Below are 19,953 nucleotides of genomic sequence, written 5' to 3'. Positions count from 1 at the left end.
GTCCTGGTCGTGGCGTGTGGTTGCACGTCGTCTCCGTCCGTCCGGACCCGGCAGCCCTGCCGTTCCGTCCTGCGATCGGCTCCGATGTCGACCGCGGGACTAAATCTAGCGACAAAATCTAATTACGCAAGGAACTCCTTGCGCGATAAGGTCACGGCATGCCGCCACCCCGTCGAACGAGCGCCGAGACACTGCTCGCGCACGCCTTCGACGCCGGCGCCTTCACCGCGACCGAGGCCATCGACGCCACCGGCCTGACCCGCTCGACCGTCCTGGCCGCGTGCGAGGAACTCGTCCGGCTCGGCTGGCTCCACGAGCTCGACGACGCCCGTGCCGCCGGGGAGTACCGGATCGGCCGGCCCGCCCGGCGCTACGAACTCGACACCGTCGCCGGGGTCGTCGTCGGCGTGGACGCCGGACAGCACCGGGTCACCGCCTTCGTCGCGGACCTGCGCGGCACCGTGCTCGGTCGCGCCGAGGGGGCGCTCGGTGAATCGGGACTCGAGGTCCCCGTCCGGCTCGCGGTCCTCGCCGACACCGTGGACGACGCGCTCGCCGCGGCGGGTGCCGACCGCTCCCGCGTCCTGGTCACCGTCGTCGGCATCCCCGCGCCGGTCGACGCCGGCGGGGCATCGCCGGGCGACGGCGGCTTCTGGGACCGGATGAACCCGGGCTTCGCCCACGCCGTCCCGCACGGCCGCGTCGTCGTCGAGAACGACGCGAACCTCGCCGCGCTCGCCGAGCGGCCGTCCTCGGGGGACGCCTCGTTCGCCGCGCTGCTCTCCGGCGAGCGGTTCGGCAGCGGGCTCGTGGTCGACGGCGTGCTGCTCAGGGGTGCCCACGGCGGCGCGGGGGAGATGCGCGTGCTCGACATCGTCCAGGGCGTGGGGTCGTCGGACGGCATCGGCGCGACGGCACGGACGCTGGTCGCCGAGGCCCTCGCCGCCGGCGAGATCGAGCCGGGCAGCCCCCTCACGGTGGACGCCGGCGCCTCCGCCGTGTTCCGAGCGGCGCAGGACGGCGACGCCCTGGCGCTGACGATCGTCGACCGCCTCGGCGACCGGCTCGCCCGCGTCTGCGTCCTGCTCGCCAGCCTGCTCGACATCGACCGCGTGGTCGTCGCCGGTGCGATCGCCCAGCCTGCGGTCGCCGTCATCGACCGGGCCCGTGCGCTGCTCGACGGCTGGCACTTCGACCCCGTGCCCGAGCTGGTGGCGTCCACGCTCGGTGGCGACGTCGTCGTCATCGGGGCCGTCGCCCACGCGGTGGATGCCGTCCGTGCTGATCCGCTGTCGTTCCCGCTGGTCGACCCTGCTGTCGTCAGTGCCGACGGTCGAGGTGAAGCTCCCGCGTCCGGTCCCAGTCCTCGGTCCACCCGAGTCGGTCGAACAGCGCATCCAGCAGCATCGCGGTGAACCCCCACACCAGGTGGCCGCCGTCGTCGGGGCGCTCGCTGCCCTCCGCATCGACCGTGAAGCCCGGCCCGCGCCACTCCTGACCACCGCGTCGGATCACCGTGACCCCGCGGTTCGCCGGGTCGAGCAGGTCCGCCACCGGCACCCGGAAGACCGCGGCCGACTCGCGCTCGTCGACGACCCGGATCGGGGACGGCTCGCGCCACCAGCCCAGCACCGGGCGGACCAGGTGGTTCGAGAACGCCAGCGGCACGGCGGGCAGCGTGCCGAGGACCTCGACGCCGGCGGGGTCGAGGCCGGTCTCCTCACGCGCCTCGCGCAGGGCCGCGGCGACGGCGTCGGCATCGCCCGGGTCGATCCGTCCGCCGGGGAACGCGACCTCGCCCGGGTGCGCGCGCAGGGTCGTGGCGCGAGCGAGCAACAGGACGTCGAGGTCACGCGGCACGTCGGCGGCGACGGCGGGGCGGTCGCTGGGGGTGCCGTCGAGTGCGCCGAAGAGCATCAGGACGGCAGCGTGCCGCGGGGCGGTCGTGCCGCCGGGTTCGACGGGCGGCTCGGCGTCGCCCCACCCGGTCGCCGCGAGCCTCGCCAGTGCCGCCCGTGCGCGCCCGTCGTCCATCACCCGCCCACCCTAGGCGTTGGTCACGAGCCGTCCGGTGATCGGTAGGTTCGACCCATGGCAACCGAACGTGTCGACGAGAGACCCGCCGACGAGCATGATCCCTACGCCCGCCGTCCCGGCTACGTGACGGGCGTCGACGGTCGAACCGACCGGACCACCACGGCGATGGTCATCGGCATCGTGGCCGGCTTCCTCGCGCGGGTCGTCCTCGGCTTCCTCGGCCTCGCCGAGTGGGCCGCGCTCCTCGGTGGCATCGTGATCGGCCTCGCCGTGTGGCTCGTCCTCCGAGCGCTGCGGCGCCGTGCGGACCGGCTCGCGGGTCGGTCGCCGGACGCCGTCCCGCAGGCTCGCGACCGTGCCGTCGCCGAGGCCAACGGTGGCCGCCGGTTCTTCATCGCCCCGAACCCGGTCGTCGTCATCGTGATGGGCGGGATCTTCGTCGCCGTGGGCGTCGCGCCGCTCGTGTTGGGCGGTGCGACGGTTGCCGGGCTCCTGACGGCGGTGCTGGTCATCGCGTGCGGGCTGTTCTTCGTCGTGCAGGGCATCGGCACGCTCGTGGTCCGCCGTCGGGAGCGCGGCGGTGCACAGTAGCCCGGGTACCCAGCGGACTCTCGGACACCGTGGGCATCGTGGAAGAACCGAGAACGACTCGAACATTACGAGGGGACACCGTGGACCGCTTCCGACGACTCCCGCTGCCGGCGCTGCTGCCCCTGCTGTTCGTGGTGCTGTGGTCGGTGTGGTTCGCGATGGGCCTCCTCACCGGCCCCGGTGACTTCGCGCCCGTCGAGCGAGCGATCGGAGCCATCGCGTACGCGACGATCGCGACCGCGGGGTTCGGCATCATGATCGCGATCCGTCGCCGTCAGGCAGGCGGAACCGAGGGTGCCGCCGCGATCCAGCGAGCGGTCCGCACCGGGGAACTGCCGGGCGACGTGGACCACGTCGTGTGGACCCGCGAGCTCGAGTCCACCCGCAAGCGGTACCGCAACAACCGGGTCATCGTGCCGATCATGGTCGTCGTCTTCGCGGCGTTCTCGGTCTGGGCCGCCCTGACGGTCAGTCCGTTCTGGTGGGCGATCCTGGTGCTGTTCGTCGGCCTCTGCGCGTACTCCGTCTGGGAGACCCGACGGGCACTGCGGAACATCGACCACCTGCTGACCGCCCTGCGCGGAACCTGGACCGTTCCCGAGCCGAGCGCTCCGCAGTTCGACCCGCGGTGAGCGGCGAGCGAGGAGCCGGCCCGCGGCGCGATGGTGGCGGTTTCGGCAGCCGGATGATCGGCGTGGGCCTCGTCATCATCGCGGTCACGCTCGTCGTGTTCGGGGTGTCCTCCGGCACGGAGGATGCGGGCTCGGCCGGTCGGGGTGCGACGCTCATGGTGGTCATCGTGGAAGACCGGCTGACCGGCTGACCGGCTGACTGGCTGACTGGCTGGTCGGGTCATGAAGGGGTCTGTCGATGTGCGCGCGTACCGTCGACGTCTGCGTGCTCGGGGGCGGCGGCGTCGAGCAACTCGCGGACGAGTTCGGTGTACGTGAGTCCGACGGCGTCGAACATCTGCGGGACCTGCGACTGTTCGGTGAAGCCCGGCGAGGTGTTCAGCTCGTTGAGGACGACGCCGTCGCCGGTCACGAAGAAGTCGAACCGAGCGACTCCGGCGCAACCGAGCGACTCGTACAGGGTGCGCGCCGCGTGCTCGACCGCCTCGTGCTCCGCGGCCGTCAACCGAGCAGGCACGACGAAGGTCGCCGAGCCGTCGTACTTCTCTGCTCGGCCGAAGAGCGAGCCCTCGGCGACCCCGATCTCCAAGGTCGCGCCCGAGCGCAGGACACCGCCGCGGTCACGGAACACGGCGATGTCGACCTCGCGTCCCGTGACGAACGACTCGACGAGGACGTCGTCCCCTGCGTCGCGGGCGACTCGGACCGCGGGCGGGAACTGGGCAGCGCTCCGCACGAGTGACACCCCGTTGCTCGATCCGCCCGTGGTCGGCTTCACCACACACGGCAACCCGAGCGGCGGGCCGTCGAGGTCGTCGCCCCGCCGCAGCAGGACCGCTGGCGCTGTGCGGATCCCGACCGCTTCGGCAACGAGCTTCGTGACCCACTTGTCGAGCCCGAGCGCACCCGCGCGGACGGGTGAGCCGACGACCGGGACGCCGATCATCTCGAGGAACCCAGCGGCAGCGCCGTCTTCACCGTGCTCGCCGTGCAGGACGGGGAACGCTGCATCGCACGTGGTGAGCAAGGAGACCGCTCCGCTCGGGGTGAGCTCCGTGCCGCCGGTCCGCCACCAGCACCCGGCCCGGTCGATGGTGAGCGCGACCACCTCCAGTCCGAGTGCCCGCACGGCGCGCGCGACCGAACGTGCCGATGCGAGGGAGACGTCGTGTTCGTCGTTCGCTCCGCCGCCGAGGACGGCGACCCGGCGCAGGGATGGCTTCGGCTCAGGCATCGGTCTTCTCCGTGGATGTCGTGGATGTCGTGGATCGACGGACGCGGGCGACTCGGCTGCCGATCCGGGTGACGATCTCGTGCTCGATGGTGTTCGCCCAACCAGCCCAGTCGCGGACCGTGGGTTCGTCGCCGCGTCCGCGGCCGAAGACCGTGACCGTCTCGCCGAGGTGCAACTCCTCGTCCCCGGTGTCGACGACGACCATGTCCATCGAGAACCGTCCGACGAGCGGTCGACGCCGCCCCCGCACCATGACCTCGGCGCGCCCGGATGCAGCGAGGGGGAGTCCGTCCCCGTAGCCCAGCGGCAACAGCGCCAGGTTCGTGCGCCGGTCCGCCACGTGCTCCAGCCCGTACCCGACGCCGGTCCCGGCCAGGATCGTCCGGACGCCGACGACGGGCGCGGTCAGGGAGAGCGTGGGCTGCAGGTCCGTCGACGTCCCGGATGGGTCGATGCCGAACAGGCCCGCTCCGACCCGGTGCAGGTCGTACCCGGCGCCGACTCCGGTGATCGTCGCCGCCGTGGCCGCGAGGTGGGTGACGAACCGGGAGAGTCCTCGTCGCCGAGCAGTGCGGACGGCGTTGGCGAAGAGGAGCCGCTCGCGGACGTTCTGCGGGTCTGCGGGTCGGTCGGCGCAGGACATGTGCCCCATCACCCCGACGACCCGGACCGTTCCGGTCGCTTCGAGCTCGAACGCCAGTGCGCACAGCGCTGGCCACGAGGCCGGCGGTGCGCCGTCCCTGGCCATGCCGATGTCGACGTGGAGGTGCAGCCGCGCACGCCGACCCGTCCTGATCGCTGCTCGGTGCACGGCGTCGAGCAGCTCCGTACCGGACACCGCGATGTCGATGCCCGCGAGCAGCGCTCCGTCGAAGTCGGCGTCGACCGGGTTGAGCCAGCTGAGCACCGGCACTCCCGGGACACCGGCGCGGACGGCCAACGCCTCGTCGATGTTCGTCACGCCGATCGCGGTCGCGCCGGCTGCGACGACCGACGCGGCGACCGCACCGTGGCCGAACCCGTCGGCCTTCAGGACTGCCATCAGTCGGCCACGCGTGCGATCGCTGAAGACCGCTGTGTTGGCGCGGACGGCATCGTCGTGGACGAGCAGTTCCGGCACACCCTTCGTCATCGCTGCATCCGCGGGTCGTCGGTGGGGTCCCAGTACTTCCGCGGGCAGCCCGCCTGCGGTGCGCCGGCGCGGAGCTCGAAGTGCCACGCTTCGTTGTCGTAGATCTGGCACAGGCCGTACCTCGCGCCGTTCTGCTGCAACCAGGTCGCCGCGTCCCAGCCACCGATGTCGATCGCTGCACCGCGGACGTGCAGCGACGTCTCCGGCGTGGACACCCACCGCGCGGCCTCCTGCCGCGAGCCGTACTCGGCGACCGCCTCGTCCAACAGCTGCTCCTGGAGCGCCGGGGATCGCCAGCCACTGTTCACGGTGAACCGGACTCCCTCGGCATCCGCATCGCGGGCTGCGTGCCGGACCGCGCCGAGGAGGTCGGGGCGGAGACGGGTGACCGCGGGGACGTCGTCGAAGACCGTCGTGCCGGGCGGGACGTCGCCATCGAGCGCTCCGGTGCCGTCGGACGCTGCGGGAGCCTCGTCGCCGAGTCCGGTGACGGTCCCCGGGGTCAGGAAGAGGGATGTGAGGACAGCGCCTGCCGATGCGAGCAGCAGCACCGCGAGCACGACGGGCAGCACGCGGACTCGTCGACGTCGGGGTTGCGGTCGGCTGGACGTGGGGTTGGTGGGCATACGGACGAGTGCACCTGAGCCGGCGTTGCAGGAGCGTCGCTGTTTCTGCATACGCTGACGACACGTTCCGCCGCCTAGCATCGGTCCGTGCGCGTGATGATCCTCGAGGACGAACCCCTGCTGGCCGAGGCGATCCGGGACGGCCTCCGGCTCGAGGCCATCGCTGCGGACATCGCGCTGGACGGGGATGCCGCTCTCGAGCTCCTCGCGGTCAACGCGTACGACGTCGCGGTCCTCGACCGCGACGTGCCGGGACCGTCCGGTGACGAGGTGGCGGCACAGGTGCTCACCAGCGCGTCCGGCACCCCGGTGCTCATGTTGACGGCGGCGAGCCGGTTGGACGACAAGGCCTCGGGCTTCGCCGCGGGTGCCGACGACTACCTCACCAAGCCGTTCGAGCTCCGTGAGCTGGTGATGCGGATCCGAGCGCTCGATCGCCGTCGACCGCAGCGACGCCCGCCGGTCCTGGAGCTCGCGGGGATCAGACTGGATCCGTTCCGCCGTGAGGTGTTCCGCAACGGGCAGTACGTCGCCCTCACCCGGAAGCAGTTCGCCGTGCTCGAGGTGCTGGTGCAGGCCGCAGGCGGGGTCGTGAGCGCCGAAGAACTCCTGGAGCGCGCATGGGACGAACACGCCGACCCGTTCACGAACGCCGTCCGCATCACGATGTCCGCGCTCCGGCGCCGTCTCGGCGAGCCGTGGGTGATCAGCACGGTGCCCGGTGTCGGGTACCGCATCACGGTGGCGGGCCCCGACGGTCCTGCCGCGGAGACGCAGCCGTGAAGGACCGACGCCCGGGCACGAGCGTGCGTCTCCGCCTGGCGGTGAGTTACGCGGCGGTGGTCCTCGTCGTCGGGGTGCTCATCCTCGCCGTCGTCTGGCTGTTCCTGCTCCGGTACGTCCCCGTCGGCAACATCGCAGACGAGACCGGGCACGTCCCGAACCGGAGCGACCTGGTCCGCGCCTTCGTGCCACCCGCCGCGGCGATGCTCGTCGCCCTCCTCGCCAGCGGCCTCCTCGGCGGGTGGTACCTCGCCGGGCGGATGCTCGCACCGCTCACCCACCTGACGGCGGCGACGCAGGCCATCTCGGCCGGTTCGCTGGACCACCGCGTCGACCTCGCCGGCGGCCGCGACGAGTTCAGGACCCTCGCGGACTCCTTCGACGGCATGGTCGATCGCCTCGCCGAACAGGTCGCCGAGCAGCAACGGTTCGCCGCGAACGCCTCGCACGAACTCCGCACGCCGCTCGCCACCACCCGCGCGCTCCTCGAAGTCGCCGCGCGCACGCCGGACCGGGCACCGGCCGAGACCTTCGAGCGGCTCCTGGCCGTGAACGACCGTGCAGTCGCCTTGACGGAGTCACTCCTGCTGCTGGCCCGTTCCGGAGCACACGTCCCCGACGACGAGGTCGCCGACCTGTCCCTCCTGGCAGAGCAGACGATCGAGGACTCCCTGGCCCGTGCTGCCGAGAGGGGCATCCGACTGGACCACAGCATCGCCACCGCGCGGGTGCAGGGCTCCACGACGCTGCTGCAGCAACTGCTCACCAACCTGGTGCAGAACGCGATCGTCCACAACCTCGGGCGGGACGAGGACGGCTGGGTCGTGGTGCGGATCGGGACGACGAAGGGGACCGCCACGATCGAGGTCGAGAACTCCGGCCCGGTGATCGCCGACGACGTCGTCGCGACCCTGACCGAACCGTTCCAGCGTGGCCGCGGGCGGCGCTACGACCACGGCTCGGGCGCGGGCCTCGGACTCGCCATCGTCGACGCGATCGTCTCGTCGCACCGCGGTGCCCTGAGGGTCCGGGCACGACGTGGCGGCGGCCTCCACGTGGTCGCCGAGTTCGAGTCCGTTGACCGTCAGCCGCAGCAAGGTGGTGTCGTCGGGCGCTCTGACGACCGGTGACGACTCGGCGATGACCGCGAGCGGTGCCGGACCGAGTGTCCGGCACCGCTCAGCGGTCGACGGCCGGGGGCTGGTCCTCCCGGCAGGGGGTCGGGTGCTACTCCGTGGTGGACACCCAGTCGATGAGCAGGTTGCCCTGGTCGCCCCAGTTGCCGACCTGGAACATGAAGCGGTGCGGGGTCGTCGGCACGTCGTGGGTGATCGTGTCGAGGACCTTGCCGTCGACGCTGTAGGTGACCGACTCTCCGGGCACCCAGTCCACCGTGTAGGTGTGCCAGTCGCGCCACGAGACGCCGGTACCGATCTGCACGCGGTCGGCTTCCTTGCCCGGGGTCATCGAGTGGTGGAAGGCGGAGGGGCTGTCCTCGAAGTTGCCCTCGGGGAAGTCGATCTCGCCGTCGGACCAGGTGCCCGACGTCGGCCACAGCATGAACGCCGCGCCGTTGCCGTCGCCACCGGTCGCCTTGGCGCGGACGGAGAACGAGCCGCCGACGTGGTCCCAGGCTCCGGCGGAGGAGCCGAACGTGCCGGCTGCTCCGGCGCCGGTGCCGAGGGCGACGTCCATCACGCCGTCGTGCACCGAGACGGTCTTGCTCGGCGCGTAGATGCCGGAGGTGCCGTCGGGGTAGGGCTGCCACGACTGCGGGTAGAGCCGCGAGACGAGGCCGGTCACGGCGTCGGTGGTGAAGTCCTCGACGAACGAGGCGTCCGGCGCGGCGGCTGCGTCAGGAGTCTCGGCGACCTCGTCCTGCGGTTCAGCCGAGCCCTCGGCCGCTCCGTCGGACGAAGGCTCGTCCGACGGAACTGCTGCCTCGGGCTCTGCGGTCGGGGTGGTGTCCTCGATCGGCGCGGCCTCGGCGGTCGGCGCGGGCGTCTCCGTCGGCGTCGTGTCCGACTCCTCGTCGTCCGACGGGGCCGGGGTCGCGGTGTCCGAGGGGGTGGGGGTGGGCGTCACCGGGGCGTGCTGCCCGTGGCGGTGTCCGCCCCAACCCCACCAGCTGTCAGCGGAGGCGGCGGAGGCGGTGGGAACTCCGAGCGCCAGGCAACCGGCGGTCGCTGCCGCCAGGATCGCGCGACGGCGGCTCATCGGGTGTGCCGTTCGGTGATGGAGGTGATGGAGGTGATGGGCGTGGTGGTCGCGGGGGTCGTGCCGCGCATGGGCGTGCACGTGCTTCGGGTCGAGATGTCGGGCTCCTCGTGGTGCTCGGGCGCAGGATGCGGGGAGGGGACGGCGCGCCAGGGGGCAGGATGCCGAGGGGTTCGGTGACGCGTCCACGGACATCTTGCATCATTTGTGCCCCGTTCGGGGGTAATCGCCCGAATCGGCAGTCGAACGCGCGGTGAACGGCGGGCAGCCCGCAGCCCGCAGCCTCAGCCGCGCGGTACCGGCTGCAACCGCTGCAGCTGCGTCACGTGCCCGGGCTCGAGCTCGTCGAGCGACGTGACCCCGAGTAGCCGCATCGTCCGCTCGATCTGCTCCGACAGGATCTGGATCATCCGGTCGACGCCGGCCTCGCCGCCCGCCATCAGCCCGTACAGGTACGCCCGGCCGACCATGGTGAACTTCGCACCGAGCGCCACGGCGGCGACGATGTCCGCGCCGGACATGATGCCGGTGTCGAGGTGCACCTCGGTGTCCATGCCGACCTCCTTGACCACGGAGGGCAGCAGGTGGAACGGCACGGGTGCCCGGTCGAGCTGGCGACCGCCGTGGTTCGACAGCGTGATCCCGTCGACGCCCATCTCGGCCAAGCGCTTCGCGTCCGCCAGGGACTGCACGCCCTTGACGACGACCTTGCCCTTCCACTGGTCGCGGATCCAGGCGAGGTCCTCGTAGGTGACGGTGGGGTCGAACATGTGGTCGAGGAGCTCCCCGACGGTGCCGGACCACCGGTCGAGCGACGCGAAGGCCAGCGGCTCGGTGGTCAGGAAGTCGAACCACCACCACGGTCGCGGGATGGCGTTCAGCACGGTCCGGGCGCTCAGCTGCGGCGGGATCGAGAAGCCGTTGCGCTTGTCCCGCAGGCGCGCGCCAGCGACGGGCACGTCCACGGTGACGAGCAGCGTGTCGAACCCGGCCTTCTCGGCACGGGAGACCAGCGCCATCGACTTCTCGCGGTCCTTCCACATGTACAGCTGGAACCAGTTGCGGCCGTTCGGGTTGGCGTCGCGGACGTCCTCGATGGCGGTGGTGCCCATGGTGGAGAGCGAGAACGGGATGCCCGCGCGTCCGGCTGCCCGGGCGCCGGCACGCTCGCCCTCGGTCTGCATCATGCGCGTGAACCCGGTGGGGGCGATGCCGAACGGGTACGCGACGGGCGCACCGAGCACCGATCGGGACGTGTCGACCTTCGAGACGTCGCGCAGGATCGCGGGGGTGAACTCGATGTCCTCGAACGCCTGGCGGGCACGGGCGAGGGAGATCTCGGCCTCAGCGGCGCCCTCGGTGTAGTCGAACGCGGCCTTCGGCGTGCGGCGGGCGGCGATGTCGCGCAGGTCCCAGATCGTCAGCGCCGACTCGAGCCGCTGTCGCCGGCCCGGCAGTGAGGGCTTCTTGAACTGCATGAGCGGCGCGAGGTCACGCACCGTCGGCAGCTGCCGCTTGATCGGTGTCCGCCGGGTCGACGGTGCCCCGGGGGTCGCTGCCGGAGCCCCGGTCGCGGGGTCGACTCGGTGCTGGTCGTCGATCGAGGTCATACAGACATCCTACGTCTCGGAGTGGATTGTGGGGAGGTGTGATCGGCCCGAGGGGTGTACCGGACGGGCTCGACGGTGCGGGCGATCGTCGCGCGCAGGGCCTCGAGCGACGCGCCACCCAGGCCACCGAGTCCGGCGGCCCGCGCCTGCACGAGGATGTTGCCGAGCGCTGTCGCCTCGACGGGCCCGGCCAGGACGGGCAACCCGGTGCGGTCGGCCGTCAGCTGGCAGAGCAGCCGGTTCTGCGATCCGCCGCCGACGATGTGCACCTGTCGGACGTCTTTGCCCGTGATGGTGCTGATCGTCGCGAGTGTCTCCGCGTACGCGGCGGCCAGCGACTCGAGGATCGACCGCACGAACTCGGCCCGCGAAGCGGGCGCGCTCAGCCCGTGCGCGCCGCACCACGCGGCGATGCGCGCGGGCATGTCGCCAGGGGCCGTGAACGACTCGTCCGCGGGGTCGAAGACGGGGACCGGGGCGGTGACGGCCGCGGCGGAGGCGAGCAGGGCCTCCAGGTCGAGCGAAGCGCCACCACGCTCCCAGGTCCGGACGCTCTCGGACAGCAACCACAGTCCGGACACGTTCTTGAGGAAGCGGACGCGGCCGTCGACCCCGCCCTCGTTGGTGCAGTTCGCGTCGCGCGCCGCGTCCGACAGGACGGGTGCGTCGAGCTCGACGCCGACGAGTGACCAGGTGCCCGACGAGATGTACGCGAAGTCCGGATCGGTCGCGGGGACCGCGACGACGGCCGACGCGGTGTCGTGCGAGCCGACGAGCGTGACGGGCGCGGTGCCGCCGACCAGGTCGGCGACGACGGGCAGCAGGGGCCCGAGTCGGTCCCCTGGGTCGCGCAGGGTGGGCAGGAGGCCGGCCGGGAGGCCCGCAGCAGCCCGCAGCGCCGGATCCCACCCGCGGGTGGTCGCGTTCAGTGCCCCGGTCGTCGACGCGTTGGTGCGCTCGGCCGCCTCGACACCGGTGAGCCAGTAGCCGAGCAGGTCGGGGATGAGCAGCGCGCGCTGCGCGAGCTGCAGGGACGGGTCGGCGGCGAACTGGAACACCGTGTTGAAGGGCAGGTGCTGCAGACCGCTCCGGGCGTACAGCTCGGCTGCGTCGAGCCGCTCGTGCACTGCCTCGACGCCGCCCTCGTGCCGCTCGTCGCGGTAGTGGGAGGGCAGTCCGAGCAGCCGACCGTCGCGGAGCAGCCCGTAGTCGACTGCCCACGAGTCGATGCCGATGCTGACGATCTCGGGGTGCGCGGCGAACGCCTGACGGAGGCCGTCGGTCACCTGCCGGTACAGCTCCACGACGTCCCAGTGCAGGGCCTCGCGATCGTGCTCGTGCAGGGTGACGGGACCGTTCGGGAACCGGGCGACGTGCTCCATCCGGACACCGGTGGTGTCGATGTGCCCGAGGATCACCCGGCCGCTCGTCGCGCCGAGGTCGACGGCGGCGACGGTGCCGCTGTTCGTCATGTGACTACCTCAGGAACGCCGCGGCGACGCCGGCGTCGACGGGCACGTGCAGTCCGGTCGTGTGCGAGAAGTCGTCCGTGCAGATGGCGTAGACGGCGTTCGCGACGTTCTCGGGAACGACCTCGCGCTTGAGGATCGTGCGCTGGGCGTAGAACGCGCCGAGGTCCTGTTCCTCGATGCCGTAGGTCTTCGCGCGGTTCGCACCCCAGCCGCTCGCGAAGATCCCCGAGCCGCGGACGACGCCGTCGGGGTTGATCCCGTTGACGCGGACGCCGTGCTCACCGAGCTCCGCTGCCAACAACCGGACCTGGTGCGCCTGATCGGCCTTCGTCGCCGAGTAGGCGATGTTGTTCGGGCCGGCGAACACCGAGTTCTTCGACGAGATGTAGACGATGTCGCCGCCGAGGCCCTGCTCGATGAGGACCTTCGCCGCCGCCTTGGACACCAGGAACGAGCCCTTCGCCATGACGTCGTGCTGCAGGTCCCAGTCCTGTTCGGTGGTGTCGAGCAGGCTCTTGCTGAGCGACAGCCCCGCGTTGTTGACGACGAGGTCGAGGCCGCCGAAGTGCAGGAGTGTCTGCTGGACCGCCTGGTCGATCGCGGCGGCGTCGGTGACGTTCGCCGCGACGCCGATCGCCTGGTCGGTGTTCCCGATCTCGGCGGCGGATGCCTGCGCCTTCGCCAGGTCGAGGTCGGCGATGACGACCGCGGCGCCCTCGGCGGCCAGGCGCTTCGCGATCGCCTTGCCGATGCCGCTCGCGGCGCCGGTGACCAGGGCGATGCGGGTGGCGAGCTTCTTGGGGGCGGGCATGCGCTGCAGCTTCGCCTCTTCGAGGGCCCAGTACTCGATCCGGAACTTCTCGGCCTCGTCGATGGGGGCGTAGGTGCTGAGTGACTCGGCGCCGCGCATGACGTTGATCGCGTTGACGTAGAACTCACCGGCGACGCGGGCGGTCTGGGCGTCCTTGCCGTACGAGAACATCCCGACGCCGGGGACCAGCACGATGAGCGGGTCGGCACCGCGGATGGCGGGGCTCGTCGCGTCGGCGTGGCGGTCGTAGTACGCCTGGTAGTCCGCGCGGTACTGCTCGTGGAGTTCGTGCAGGCGGGCGCTCTGCTCCTCGACGGTGGCCGTGGCCGGCAGGTCGAGGAGGAGCGGCTTGACCTTGGTGCGCAGGAAGTGGTCCGGGCAGCTGGTGCCGAGCGCGGCGAGCTCCTCGGCGCGCGAGGCCGCCAGGAAGTCGAGGACGACGTCGCTGTCGGTGAAGTGACCCACCACCGGCTTGTCGTGGCCGGCGATCCCCCGGATGGTCGGGGCGAGGGCGGCGGCGCGTGCGTGGCGTTCGTCGGTCGGCAGCGCCTCGAAGCCTGCTCGGGGCTCTCCGAACGGGTCGGCCTTCCCGTGCTCCGCGATGTACTGCTCGGCGGTGTCGATGATCCAGCGCGAGTTCGCCTCGGCCTCCTCGCTCGTCTCGCCCCACGCCGTGATGCCGTGGCCGCCGAGGATCGTGCCGATCGCCTGGGGGTTGTCCCGCTTGATCGCGGCGATGTCGAGCCCGAGCTGGAACCCCGGGCGGCGCCACGGCACCCACACCACCGTGTCGCCGAAGATCGTCGCCGTCAGGGCCGGACCGTCCGCCGCCGTGGCGATCGCGATGCCGGCGTCCGGGTGCAGGTGGTCGACGTGCGCGGCGTCGACCAGGGCGTGCATCGCCGTGTCGATGGACGGGGCGGCACCACCCTTGCCGTGCAGCGTGTAGTCGAACGCGGCGACCATCTCGTCCTCGCGCTCGACGCCGGGGTAGACCGCCTGGAGCGCACGGACGCGGTCGACGCGCAGGACTGCGAGGCCGGCCGGGGTGAGGGTGCCGAGGTCGCCCCCGGAGCCCTTCACCCAGAGCAGCTCGACCGGTTCGCCGGTCACCGGGTCGGTCGCGGTGCCCTTCGCCGAGGTGTTGCCGCCCGCGTAGTTCGTGATCCGCGGATCCGAGCCGAGCGCGTTCGAACGCGCGATGAGGGCCCTGATCGTCTCGTCTGCATCGGTGCGCTGCGTTGCGGGGTCCACCCGTGCCTCCAGTGTGTGTGTCATGTGTCTACGCGCCCCAGCCGGCCTGGACGCCGCCGACGCGGTCCTCGGCGATCGACTGCTGGTAGCCCGACTCCAGGTACGCGCGCATCGGGTTCGCCGGCAGGCCGCGGGACTCGCGCCAGGCCGCGAGGTCTGCCCGGACGTCGGTCTGGTACGCGTCCATGAAGACCTCGTTCGCGCCGAGGACGTCGTGCGCCTCCTGCGCGGCCGTCACGGCGACGCGGTCGAGGAGCAGCGCCCGGGCCGTCATCTCCTGCACGTTGAGCACGGAGCGGATCTGCCCGGGGATCTTGTCCTCGATGTTGTGGCACTGGTCGAGCATGAACGCGACGTCGGGGTTGTCGTAGCCGCCGCCGCGGATGACCTCGACCAGGATGCGGAACAGCTGGAACGGATCAGCGGCACCCACGATCAGGTCGTCGTCGGCGTAGAAGCGCGAGTTGAAGTCGAAGCTGCCGAGCTTGCCGAGGCGCAGGAGCTGCATCACGATGAACTCGATGTTCGTGCCGGGAGCGTGGTGGCCGGTGTCGAGGCAGACCATCGCCTTGTCGCCGAGCGCCGACGTCTGCACGTAGCTCGTGCCCCAGTCCGGCACGTCGGTGTGGTAGAACGACGGCTCGAAGAACTTGTACTCGAGCACCAGCCGCTGGTCCGCACCGAGGCGGTCGTAGATCGTGCTGAGCGACTCGTGCAGGCGGTCCTGGCGTTCACGCATGTCGGCCTGGCCGGGGTAGTTCGACCCCTCGGCGAGCCAGATCTTCAGGTCGCGGCTGCCGGTGGCGTCCATCACGTCGATGCAGCGCAGGTGGTGGTCGATCGCCTTCTGCCGGATGCTCGCGTCCGTGTGGGTGAGTGCACCGAACTTGTAGTCGTCGTCCTGGAACGTGTTCGAGTTGATCGTCCCGAGCGCGACGCCGTGCTCTTCCGCGTGGCGCTTGAGGTCGCTGAAGTCGTCGACGAGGTCCCAGGGGATGTGCAGTGCAACGGTCGGTGCGAGGCCCGTGTACTCGTGCACCTTGGCGGCGTCGGCGATCTTCTCGTAGGGGTCGCGCGGAGTGCCGGGCGTGCTGAACACCTTGAAGCGGGTGCCGGAGTTGCCGAAGGCCCAGCTGGGCAGCTCGATCTGCTGTCGTGCGAGCTGGTCGGCGATGCCGGTGAAGGTCGGGGTCGATGTCATCGTGTCACTTCCTCGTGTGCGATTGAATCGTTTCATACAGTATGGGTTGCTGCGTTGTGCCGCAACCGTGTGGGGTGTGTGCGGGCGTGGCGGGGCGGTGTGAGGAACCAGGTTCCGGACACCGCACCACGCACTTCCACGGTGCTGTGTCCGGAACCTGGTTCCGGCAGCCCCCTACGCCGCGGGGACCGCAGCCGGCGCGCGCAGCTCGTGCGTCCCGCCGCCGAGCCGCTGCTCCGCAGCACCAGGCAGGCGCACCACCGCAGTGACCCCCTCGGGCACCTCGGCCCGCACCAGGAGCTCACCGTCGACGAGCTCCCACCGCACCGCGATGTGCCCGTGCACCGAGTCGAGCGAGGTCGACGCCCACGTCAGCCCACCGCCCGGCTGCGGCGCGATCAACACGGAGGAGTACCCCGGCTCGAGCGCCGACAGACCGCCCACCACCCGGTGCATCCAGTCCGCCACGGCCCCGAGCGCGTAGTGGTTGAACGACGTCATCTCACCCGGGTTGATGGTGCCGTCCGGCAGCATCGAGTCCCAGCGTTCCCACACCGTCGTCGCACCCATCGTCACCGGGTACAACCACGACGGGCACTCCGTCTGCAGCAGCAGCCGGTACGCGTCGTCGAGGTGCCCGGTCTGCGTCAGCGCGTCGGTGATGAACGGCGTGCCCGCGAAGCCCGTCGAGATCCGGTACCCGGACTGCTCGGCCAGCTCCGCCAGGCGGTCGCCCGCCCGGCGTTCGTCGTCCTCGTCGAGGATGCCGAACACGATCGCGAGCGCGTAGACGGTGGTGCAGTCGCTCCGGATGCGGCCGTCGGTCACGTAGTGCTGCCGGAACGCGGCCTGGAGGCCCGTGGCGAGCTCCTCGGCTTCCCGCGCCTCCGCCTCGTGCCCCGTCAACCGCGCCGCCTGCGCCACCAGGGTCGCGCTGCGGTACGCGCACGCCGTCGCGACGACGCCCGGGTCGGCCTTCGCCTTGGCGGCGTCCTCCGGCGGGGCGTCCGGGTCGAGCCAGTCGCCGAACTGGAAGACGGTGTCCCACAGCCCCTCGGGTGACAGGTGGCCCTTGACCCGGCGGAGGTGCGCCGTCATCGAGTCGAGCTGCTCCTCGAGCACGGCGGTGTCGCCGTACGCCTGGTACAGGGTCCACGGCACCCACACGCCGGCGTCCGACCAGATGGCGGTGGCGTCCGGGGTGCCGAAGTCCTCGGCGGGGGAGTACTTCAGCACGTCCGGCACCACGAACGGGATGACACCGTCGGCGTGCTGCTGCTCGAGCCACACGTCGCGCAGCCAGTCGCCCAGGAACGCGCGGGTGTCGAACAGGTACGACGCCGTCGGTGCGAACGCCGCGATGTCGCCCGTCCACCCGAGGCGCTCGTCGCGCTGCGGGCAGTCGGTCGGGACGCTCAGGAAGTTGCCCTGCATGCCGCGGACGACGTTGTCGTGGAACGTGTTGAGTAGTTCGTGGCTGGACGCGAACGTGCCCGTGCGGGTCAGGTCGGAGCCGACCTGCACCGCGGTGACCGCTGTGCGGAGTTCGTCGAGCGTGCCGGTCCACCCGTCGACCTGGGCGTACCGGAAGCCGTGGAAGGTGAAGCGGGGCTCGAAGCGGTCCTCGCCGCCGCTCAGGGTGAAGTGGTCCGTCGCCTTCGCGGTGCGCAGCGGGCGGGTGCCGAGCTCGTCGTGTTCGAGCACCTCGGCGTGCTTGAGGGTCAGCACCGTGCCGGCGGGACCCGAGGCGACCACGCGGAGCCAGCCGACCAGGTTCACGCCGAAGTCGATCAGCGTCGCGCCGGACGGGCTCGTCCAGACGTCGACGGGGGCGATCTCGGCGAGCGGCCGGACCGGCGGCACGGTGTCGGCGACGAGTTCGCGCTCGCCGATGTCGACGGTGCGCACGGTGCTCGTCCGTCCTCCGTGTCCGTCGACGCTCGGTGTCGTGACCTCGCCGGCCGTCAGGAACGACCCGTCGCGCAGCCGGGCGTCGATGTCCTCGCCGTCGTAGAGCTGGTCGGCGGTGATCGCGCTGGACAGGGCCTGCCAGTCGGTGTCGGTGGCGACGAGCTGTTCGTGGCCGTCGGCGAAGGTGATGCGGAGTTCGGCGAACCCGGCGGGCTCGTCGGCGTACCAGCCGCCGCCACCACCCCACGCGAGCCGACCGGCGGCCCAGCCCTTGCCGAGCACGAGCGCGAGCACTGCGGCGCTGCCGGCGGCCGTGTCGGTGAGGTGGGCCGTGACGTCGTGCGAGACGACGCGGATGCGCCACTCGTAGCTCGTCCACCCCGGTTCGAGCAGGTGGTCGGAGACGCGTTCGCCACCGAGCCACGCCTCGACGACGCCGAGGGCGCTGACGTCGAGGGTCGCCCCGGTGACGGCGCCGTGGCCGTCGTCGAGGGTGAACTCCCGGCGCAGGATCGGTGCGCTCCCGAGGTCGGCGTCGCTCGTGATGAACGGAGCTGTCCAGGCGGTCATGTGGTGTGTCCTTTCACGCGACCGGTCGTCGTCGACCGGTGCGGGGTCGTGTGGTCAGCCCTTGACGGCGCCGCTGGTCATGCCGGCGACGATCTGGCGGTTGAAGAAGACGTACAGGATGAGCGGCGGGATCGTGATGAGCAGGACGTCGGTGAACAGCAGGTTGAGCTGGCTGACCGACTGGCTCTGGAACGCGTAGAGCGTCTGCTGCACCGTGGCGTTCTCGGACCCCGGCAGGAAGTACAGCGGGTTCGTGAAGTCGTTGAACACCGTGACGGACTGCACGAGCACGACCGTGATGATCACCGGCTTGAGCAGCGGCAGCACGACACCGAAGAACAGCCGGACCGGGCCGGCACCGTCGAGGACGGCTGCCTCGTCGAGCTCCTTCGGGATCGTCGCGACGAACGCCCGGAACAGCAGGATGCAGAACGACAGGCCGAAGGTCGCCTCGATGAGGATCATCCCGCCCATGGTCTTGAACAGGTTCAGCCCCTGCAGCACCCAGATCGTCGGCACGATCGCCGGCGGCACGATCAGGCCCGCCAGGACGAAGAAGTTGATCACGCCGTTCCACTTGCTCGGACGGCGTTGCAGCACGTAGCCGACCATCGCGGAGAACACGACCATCACGGCGACGCTGCCGACGGTCAGGACCGCGCTGTTCAGGAACGCGCGGACGATCACGCCGTCGCCGGAGCCGAACACGGCCTGCAGGTTCTGCCAGAGCTGCCACTCGGTCGGCAGACTGAAGCCGAGCTGGTTCGCCTCGGCCGGGTTCTTCGCGGCCTGCAGCAGGACGAAGACGAACGGCACCAGGAAGACCACGAAGCTCACGACGATGGCGATCGTGCCGATGATCCACCGGCGAGCGCGCCCGGGGTGGCGTCCGCGGGGAGCGGCCGGGGTCAGCCGCTGGTTGACGATGGCGGTCACAGGTCCGCCTCCTTGCGGTTCAGGAGCCACGAGATCGGCACCATGATCGCCGTGACGACCACGAACAGGACCACGTTGCCGGCGGTCGACAGGCCGTAGAAACCGGCCTGGTACTGCTTGTAGATGACGCTCGCGATGACGTCACTGGTGAACCCTGGTCCTCCGCCGGTCATCGCCCAGATCAGGTCGAAGGACCGCAGCCCGCCGATCAGCGACAGGATGATGACGGTGCCCATCGCGGGACGCGACAGTGGCAGCGTGATGTTCCGGAAGATCGACCACGCGCTCGCGCCGTCGACCCGTGCGGCCTCGAAGTACTCCTGCGGGATCGCCACGATGCCGGCGATGAAGATGAGCGTCGCGATGCCGACGCCCTTCCAGACGTCCACCGCGGCGACGCTCCACAGGGCGAGGGCCGGGTCGGTCAGCCACCCCGGAGTGGGGAGGCCGACCGAACCGAGCACGCCGTTGATGATCCCGTGGAACGGGTCCATCAGCGCCTTGAACGTGATGCCGATGCCGATCGTCGACACGAGCACCGGGAAGAACACGACCGCCCGCAGGTAGCCGCGCCCCAGCACGGGCGACGTGAGGAGCAGGGCGAGGGCGAGTCCGATGACCACCTTCGCCGCGCTCGTCACGAAGCCGTACTGGAACGTGTGCACGAACCCGGAGACGAGCTGCGGGTCCTGGAAGAAGCGGACGAAGTTGTCGAACCCGATGAAGGTCTGGTCGAACAGCGTCCAGCGGGTGAGGGAGAAGTAGAACCCGGCGAAGGTGGGGACCGCGAAGAACACGACGTACAGCGCGATCGCGGGGATGAAGAACCACGCGGGGTAGAACGAGCGCATCCGCTTGCGCGCGGGTCCGGCCCCGCCGGAGCCCGCTCGGGTCTTCGCCGGCTCGAGTGCCGTCGTGAGGGTCGCGGTCACCGTG

Annotated in this window: 18 protein-coding genes; 6 read left to right on the top strand and 12 right to left on the bottom strand. The window is 71.1% G+C overall.

All coding sequences use genetic code 11. From position 1 onward, the window contains the following. Positions 1-158: 158 nt before the first annotated feature. Positions 159-1,415 carry an ROK family protein gene (locus tag ACXKZB_RS14610; RefSeq protein WP_488823608.1) on the top strand — a complete coding sequence of 419 codons (1,257 nt, stop codon included), beginning with the start codon at positions 159-161 and terminating at the stop codon, positions 1,413-1,415. Here the strand turns inward: ACXKZB_RS14610 and ACXKZB_RS14605 are convergent. Then, positions 1,321-2,034: an NUDIX hydrolase gene (locus ACXKZB_RS14605; RefSeq protein WP_488823607.1), complete on the bottom strand. Its 714-nt coding sequence runs from the start codon at positions 2,032-2,034 to the stop codon at positions 1,321-1,323. The genes ACXKZB_RS14610 and ACXKZB_RS14605 overlap by 95 nt on opposite strands. 57 nt (positions 2,035-2,091) lie before the next feature. Between ACXKZB_RS14605 and ACXKZB_RS14600 the strand changes: the two genes are divergently transcribed. The 3 genes from ACXKZB_RS14600 to ACXKZB_RS14590 all read left to right on the top strand — a co-directional run bounded on the left by ACXKZB_RS14600 (position 2,092) and on the right by ACXKZB_RS14590 (position 3,451). Continuing rightward, positions 2,092-2,628: a hypothetical protein gene (locus ACXKZB_RS14600; RefSeq protein WP_488823606.1), complete on the top strand. Its 537-nt coding sequence runs from the start codon at positions 2,092-2,094 to the stop codon at positions 2,626-2,628. A gap of 80 nt (positions 2,629-2,708) precedes the next feature. Then, a complete protein-coding gene (locus ACXKZB_RS14595) occupies positions 2,709-3,260 on the top strand; it encodes a hypothetical protein (protein ID WP_488823605.1) in 552 nt (183 codons plus the stop codon). A gap of 62 nt (positions 3,261-3,322) precedes the next feature. Beyond that, complete coding sequence (locus ACXKZB_RS14590; protein WP_488823604.1) at positions 3,323-3,451, top strand: hypothetical protein; 129 nt, start codon at positions 3,323-3,325, stop codon at positions 3,449-3,451. A gap of 29 nt (positions 3,452-3,480) precedes the next feature. On the opposite strand, the gene ACXKZB_RS14585 is transcribed toward ACXKZB_RS14590, so the two are convergent. From ACXKZB_RS14585 to ACXKZB_RS14575, 3 genes are read right to left on the bottom strand one after another with little or no spacing between them, the layout of a single operon-like run. Further along, entirely contained in the window at positions 3,481-4,494 is a 1,014-nt protein-coding gene (locus ACXKZB_RS14585) for a D-alanine--D-alanine ligase family protein (RefSeq protein ID WP_488823603.1), read from the bottom strand. Continuing rightward, the gene (gene alr, locus ACXKZB_RS14580; RefSeq protein WP_488823602.1) at positions 4,487-5,626 is read right to left on the bottom strand and encodes an alanine racemase; all 1,140 of its coding nucleotides are present in this window, start codon (positions 5,624-5,626) and stop codon (positions 4,487-4,489) included. Before alr ends, ACXKZB_RS14585 begins: the two co-directional genes overlap by 8 nt. After that, positions 5,623-6,198 carry a M15 family metallopeptidase gene (locus tag ACXKZB_RS14575; protein WP_488823601.1) on the bottom strand — a complete coding sequence of 192 codons (576 nt, stop codon included), beginning with the start codon at positions 6,196-6,198 and terminating at the stop codon, positions 5,623-5,625. The genes alr and ACXKZB_RS14575 overlap by 4 nt, the downstream gene beginning before the upstream one ends. Before the next feature lie 141 nt (positions 6,199-6,339). Between ACXKZB_RS14575 and ACXKZB_RS14570 the strand changes: the two genes are divergently transcribed. Together ACXKZB_RS14570 and ACXKZB_RS14565 are read left to right on the top strand one after the other, a co-directional pair. Then, on the top strand, positions 6,340-7,035 hold the full coding sequence (locus ACXKZB_RS14570) for a response regulator transcription factor (RefSeq protein WP_488823600.1): 696 nt from the start codon (positions 6,340-6,342) through the stop codon (positions 7,033-7,035). Next, entirely contained in the window at positions 7,032-8,165 is a 1,134-nt protein-coding gene (locus tag ACXKZB_RS14565) for a sensor histidine kinase (RefSeq protein ID WP_488823599.1), read from the top strand. Before ACXKZB_RS14570 ends, ACXKZB_RS14565 begins: the two co-directional genes overlap by 4 nt. A 97-nt stretch (positions 8,166-8,262) precedes the next feature. On the opposite strand, the gene ACXKZB_RS14560 is transcribed toward ACXKZB_RS14565, so the two are convergent. The 8 genes from ACXKZB_RS14560 to ACXKZB_RS14525 all read right to left on the bottom strand — a co-directional run bounded on the left by ACXKZB_RS14560 (position 8,263) and on the right by ACXKZB_RS14525 (position 19,949). Then, on the bottom strand, positions 8,263-9,252 hold the full coding sequence (locus ACXKZB_RS14560; protein ID WP_488823598.1) for a glycoside hydrolase family 16 protein: 990 nt from the start codon (positions 9,250-9,252) through the stop codon (positions 8,263-8,265). Between the two features lie 284 nt (positions 9,253-9,536). Continuing rightward, on the bottom strand, positions 9,537-10,730 hold the full coding sequence (locus tag ACXKZB_RS14555) for an alpha-hydroxy acid oxidase (RefSeq protein WP_488825913.1): 1,194 nt from the start codon (positions 10,728-10,730) through the stop codon (positions 9,537-9,539). A 128-nt stretch (positions 10,731-10,858) separates the two neighbouring features. Continuing rightward, the gene (locus ACXKZB_RS14550; RefSeq protein ID WP_488823597.1) at positions 10,859-12,334 is read right to left on the bottom strand and encodes a rhamnulokinase; all 1,476 of its coding nucleotides are present in this window, start codon (positions 12,332-12,334) and stop codon (positions 10,859-10,861) included. A gap of 4 nt (positions 12,335-12,338) precedes the next feature. Next, positions 12,339-14,423 (bottom strand): bifunctional aldolase/short-chain dehydrogenase, encoded by a 2,085-nt coding sequence (locus ACXKZB_RS14545; protein ID WP_488823596.1) that lies wholly within the window; start codon positions 14,421-14,423, stop codon positions 12,339-12,341. Between the two features lie 4 nt (positions 14,424-14,427). Continuing rightward, the gene (gene rhaI / locus ACXKZB_RS14540; RefSeq protein WP_488823595.1) at positions 14,428-15,600 is read right to left on the bottom strand and encodes an L-rhamnose isomerase; all 1,173 of its coding nucleotides are present in this window, start codon (positions 15,598-15,600) and stop codon (positions 14,428-14,430) included. Positions 15,601-15,774: 174 nt separating this feature from the next. Continuing rightward, positions 15,775-18,081, bottom strand: a complete 2,307-nt coding sequence (locus ACXKZB_RS14535) for a family 78 glycoside hydrolase catalytic domain (protein WP_488823594.1) — start codon at positions 18,079-18,081, stop codon at positions 15,775-15,777. A 54-nt stretch (positions 18,082-18,135) separates the two neighbouring features. Then, positions 18,136-19,008, bottom strand: coding sequence for a carbohydrate ABC transporter permease (locus tag ACXKZB_RS14530; RefSeq protein ID WP_488825911.1), 873 nt, complete (start codon positions 19,006-19,008; stop codon positions 18,136-18,138). Between the two features lie 5 nt (positions 19,009-19,013). Beyond that, positions 19,014-19,949, bottom strand: a complete 936-nt coding sequence (locus ACXKZB_RS14525; protein ID WP_488823593.1) for a carbohydrate ABC transporter permease — start codon at positions 19,947-19,949, stop codon at positions 19,014-19,016. Positions 19,950-19,953: the final 4 nt, after the last annotated feature.

This window comes from Curtobacterium sp. ABR8 (genome assembly GCF_057812125.1).
The sequence above is the reverse complement of the archived record's forward strand: the minus strand, read 5'-3'. Positions and strand labels throughout refer to the sequence as shown.

Coding starts and splice junctions, on each gene's coding strand:
- ACXKZB_RS14610 (WP_488823608.1), top strand. CDS start 159: ATGCCGCCACCCCGTCGAACGAGCGCCGAGACACTGCTCGCGCACGCC.
- ACXKZB_RS14605 (WP_488823607.1), bottom strand. CDS start 2,034: ATGGACGACGGGCGCGCACGGGCGGCACTGGCGAGGCTCGCGGCGACC.
- ACXKZB_RS14600 (WP_488823606.1), top strand. CDS start 2,092: ATGGCAACCGAACGTGTCGACGAGAGACCCGCCGACGAGCATGATCCC.
- ACXKZB_RS14585 (WP_488823603.1), bottom strand. CDS start 4,494: ATGCCTGAGCCGAAGCCATCCCTGCGCCGGGTCGCCGTCCTCGGCGGC.
- alr (WP_488823602.1), bottom strand. CDS start 5,626: ATGACGAAGGGTGTGCCGGAACTGCTCGTCCACGACGATGCCGTCCGC.
- ACXKZB_RS14560 (WP_488823598.1), bottom strand. CDS start 9,252: ATGAGCCGCCGTCGCGCGATCCTGGCGGCAGCGACCGCCGGTTGCCTG.
- ACXKZB_RS14555 (WP_488825913.1), bottom strand. CDS start 10,730: ATGCAGTTCAAGAAGCCCTCACTGCCGGGCCGGCGACAGCGGCTCGAG.
- ACXKZB_RS14550 (WP_488823597.1), bottom strand. CDS start 12,334: ATGACGAACAGCGGCACCGTCGCCGCCGTCGACCTCGGCGCGACGAGC.
- ACXKZB_RS14545 (WP_488823596.1), bottom strand. CDS start 14,423: ATGACACACACACTGGAGGCACGGGTGGACCCCGCAACGCAGCGCACC.
- rhaI (WP_488823595.1), bottom strand. CDS start 15,600: ATGACATCGACCCCGACCTTCACCGGCATCGCCGACCAGCTCGCACGA.
- ACXKZB_RS14535 (WP_488823594.1), bottom strand. CDS start 18,081: ATGACCGCCTGGACAGCTCCGTTCATCACGAGCGACGCCGACCTCGGG.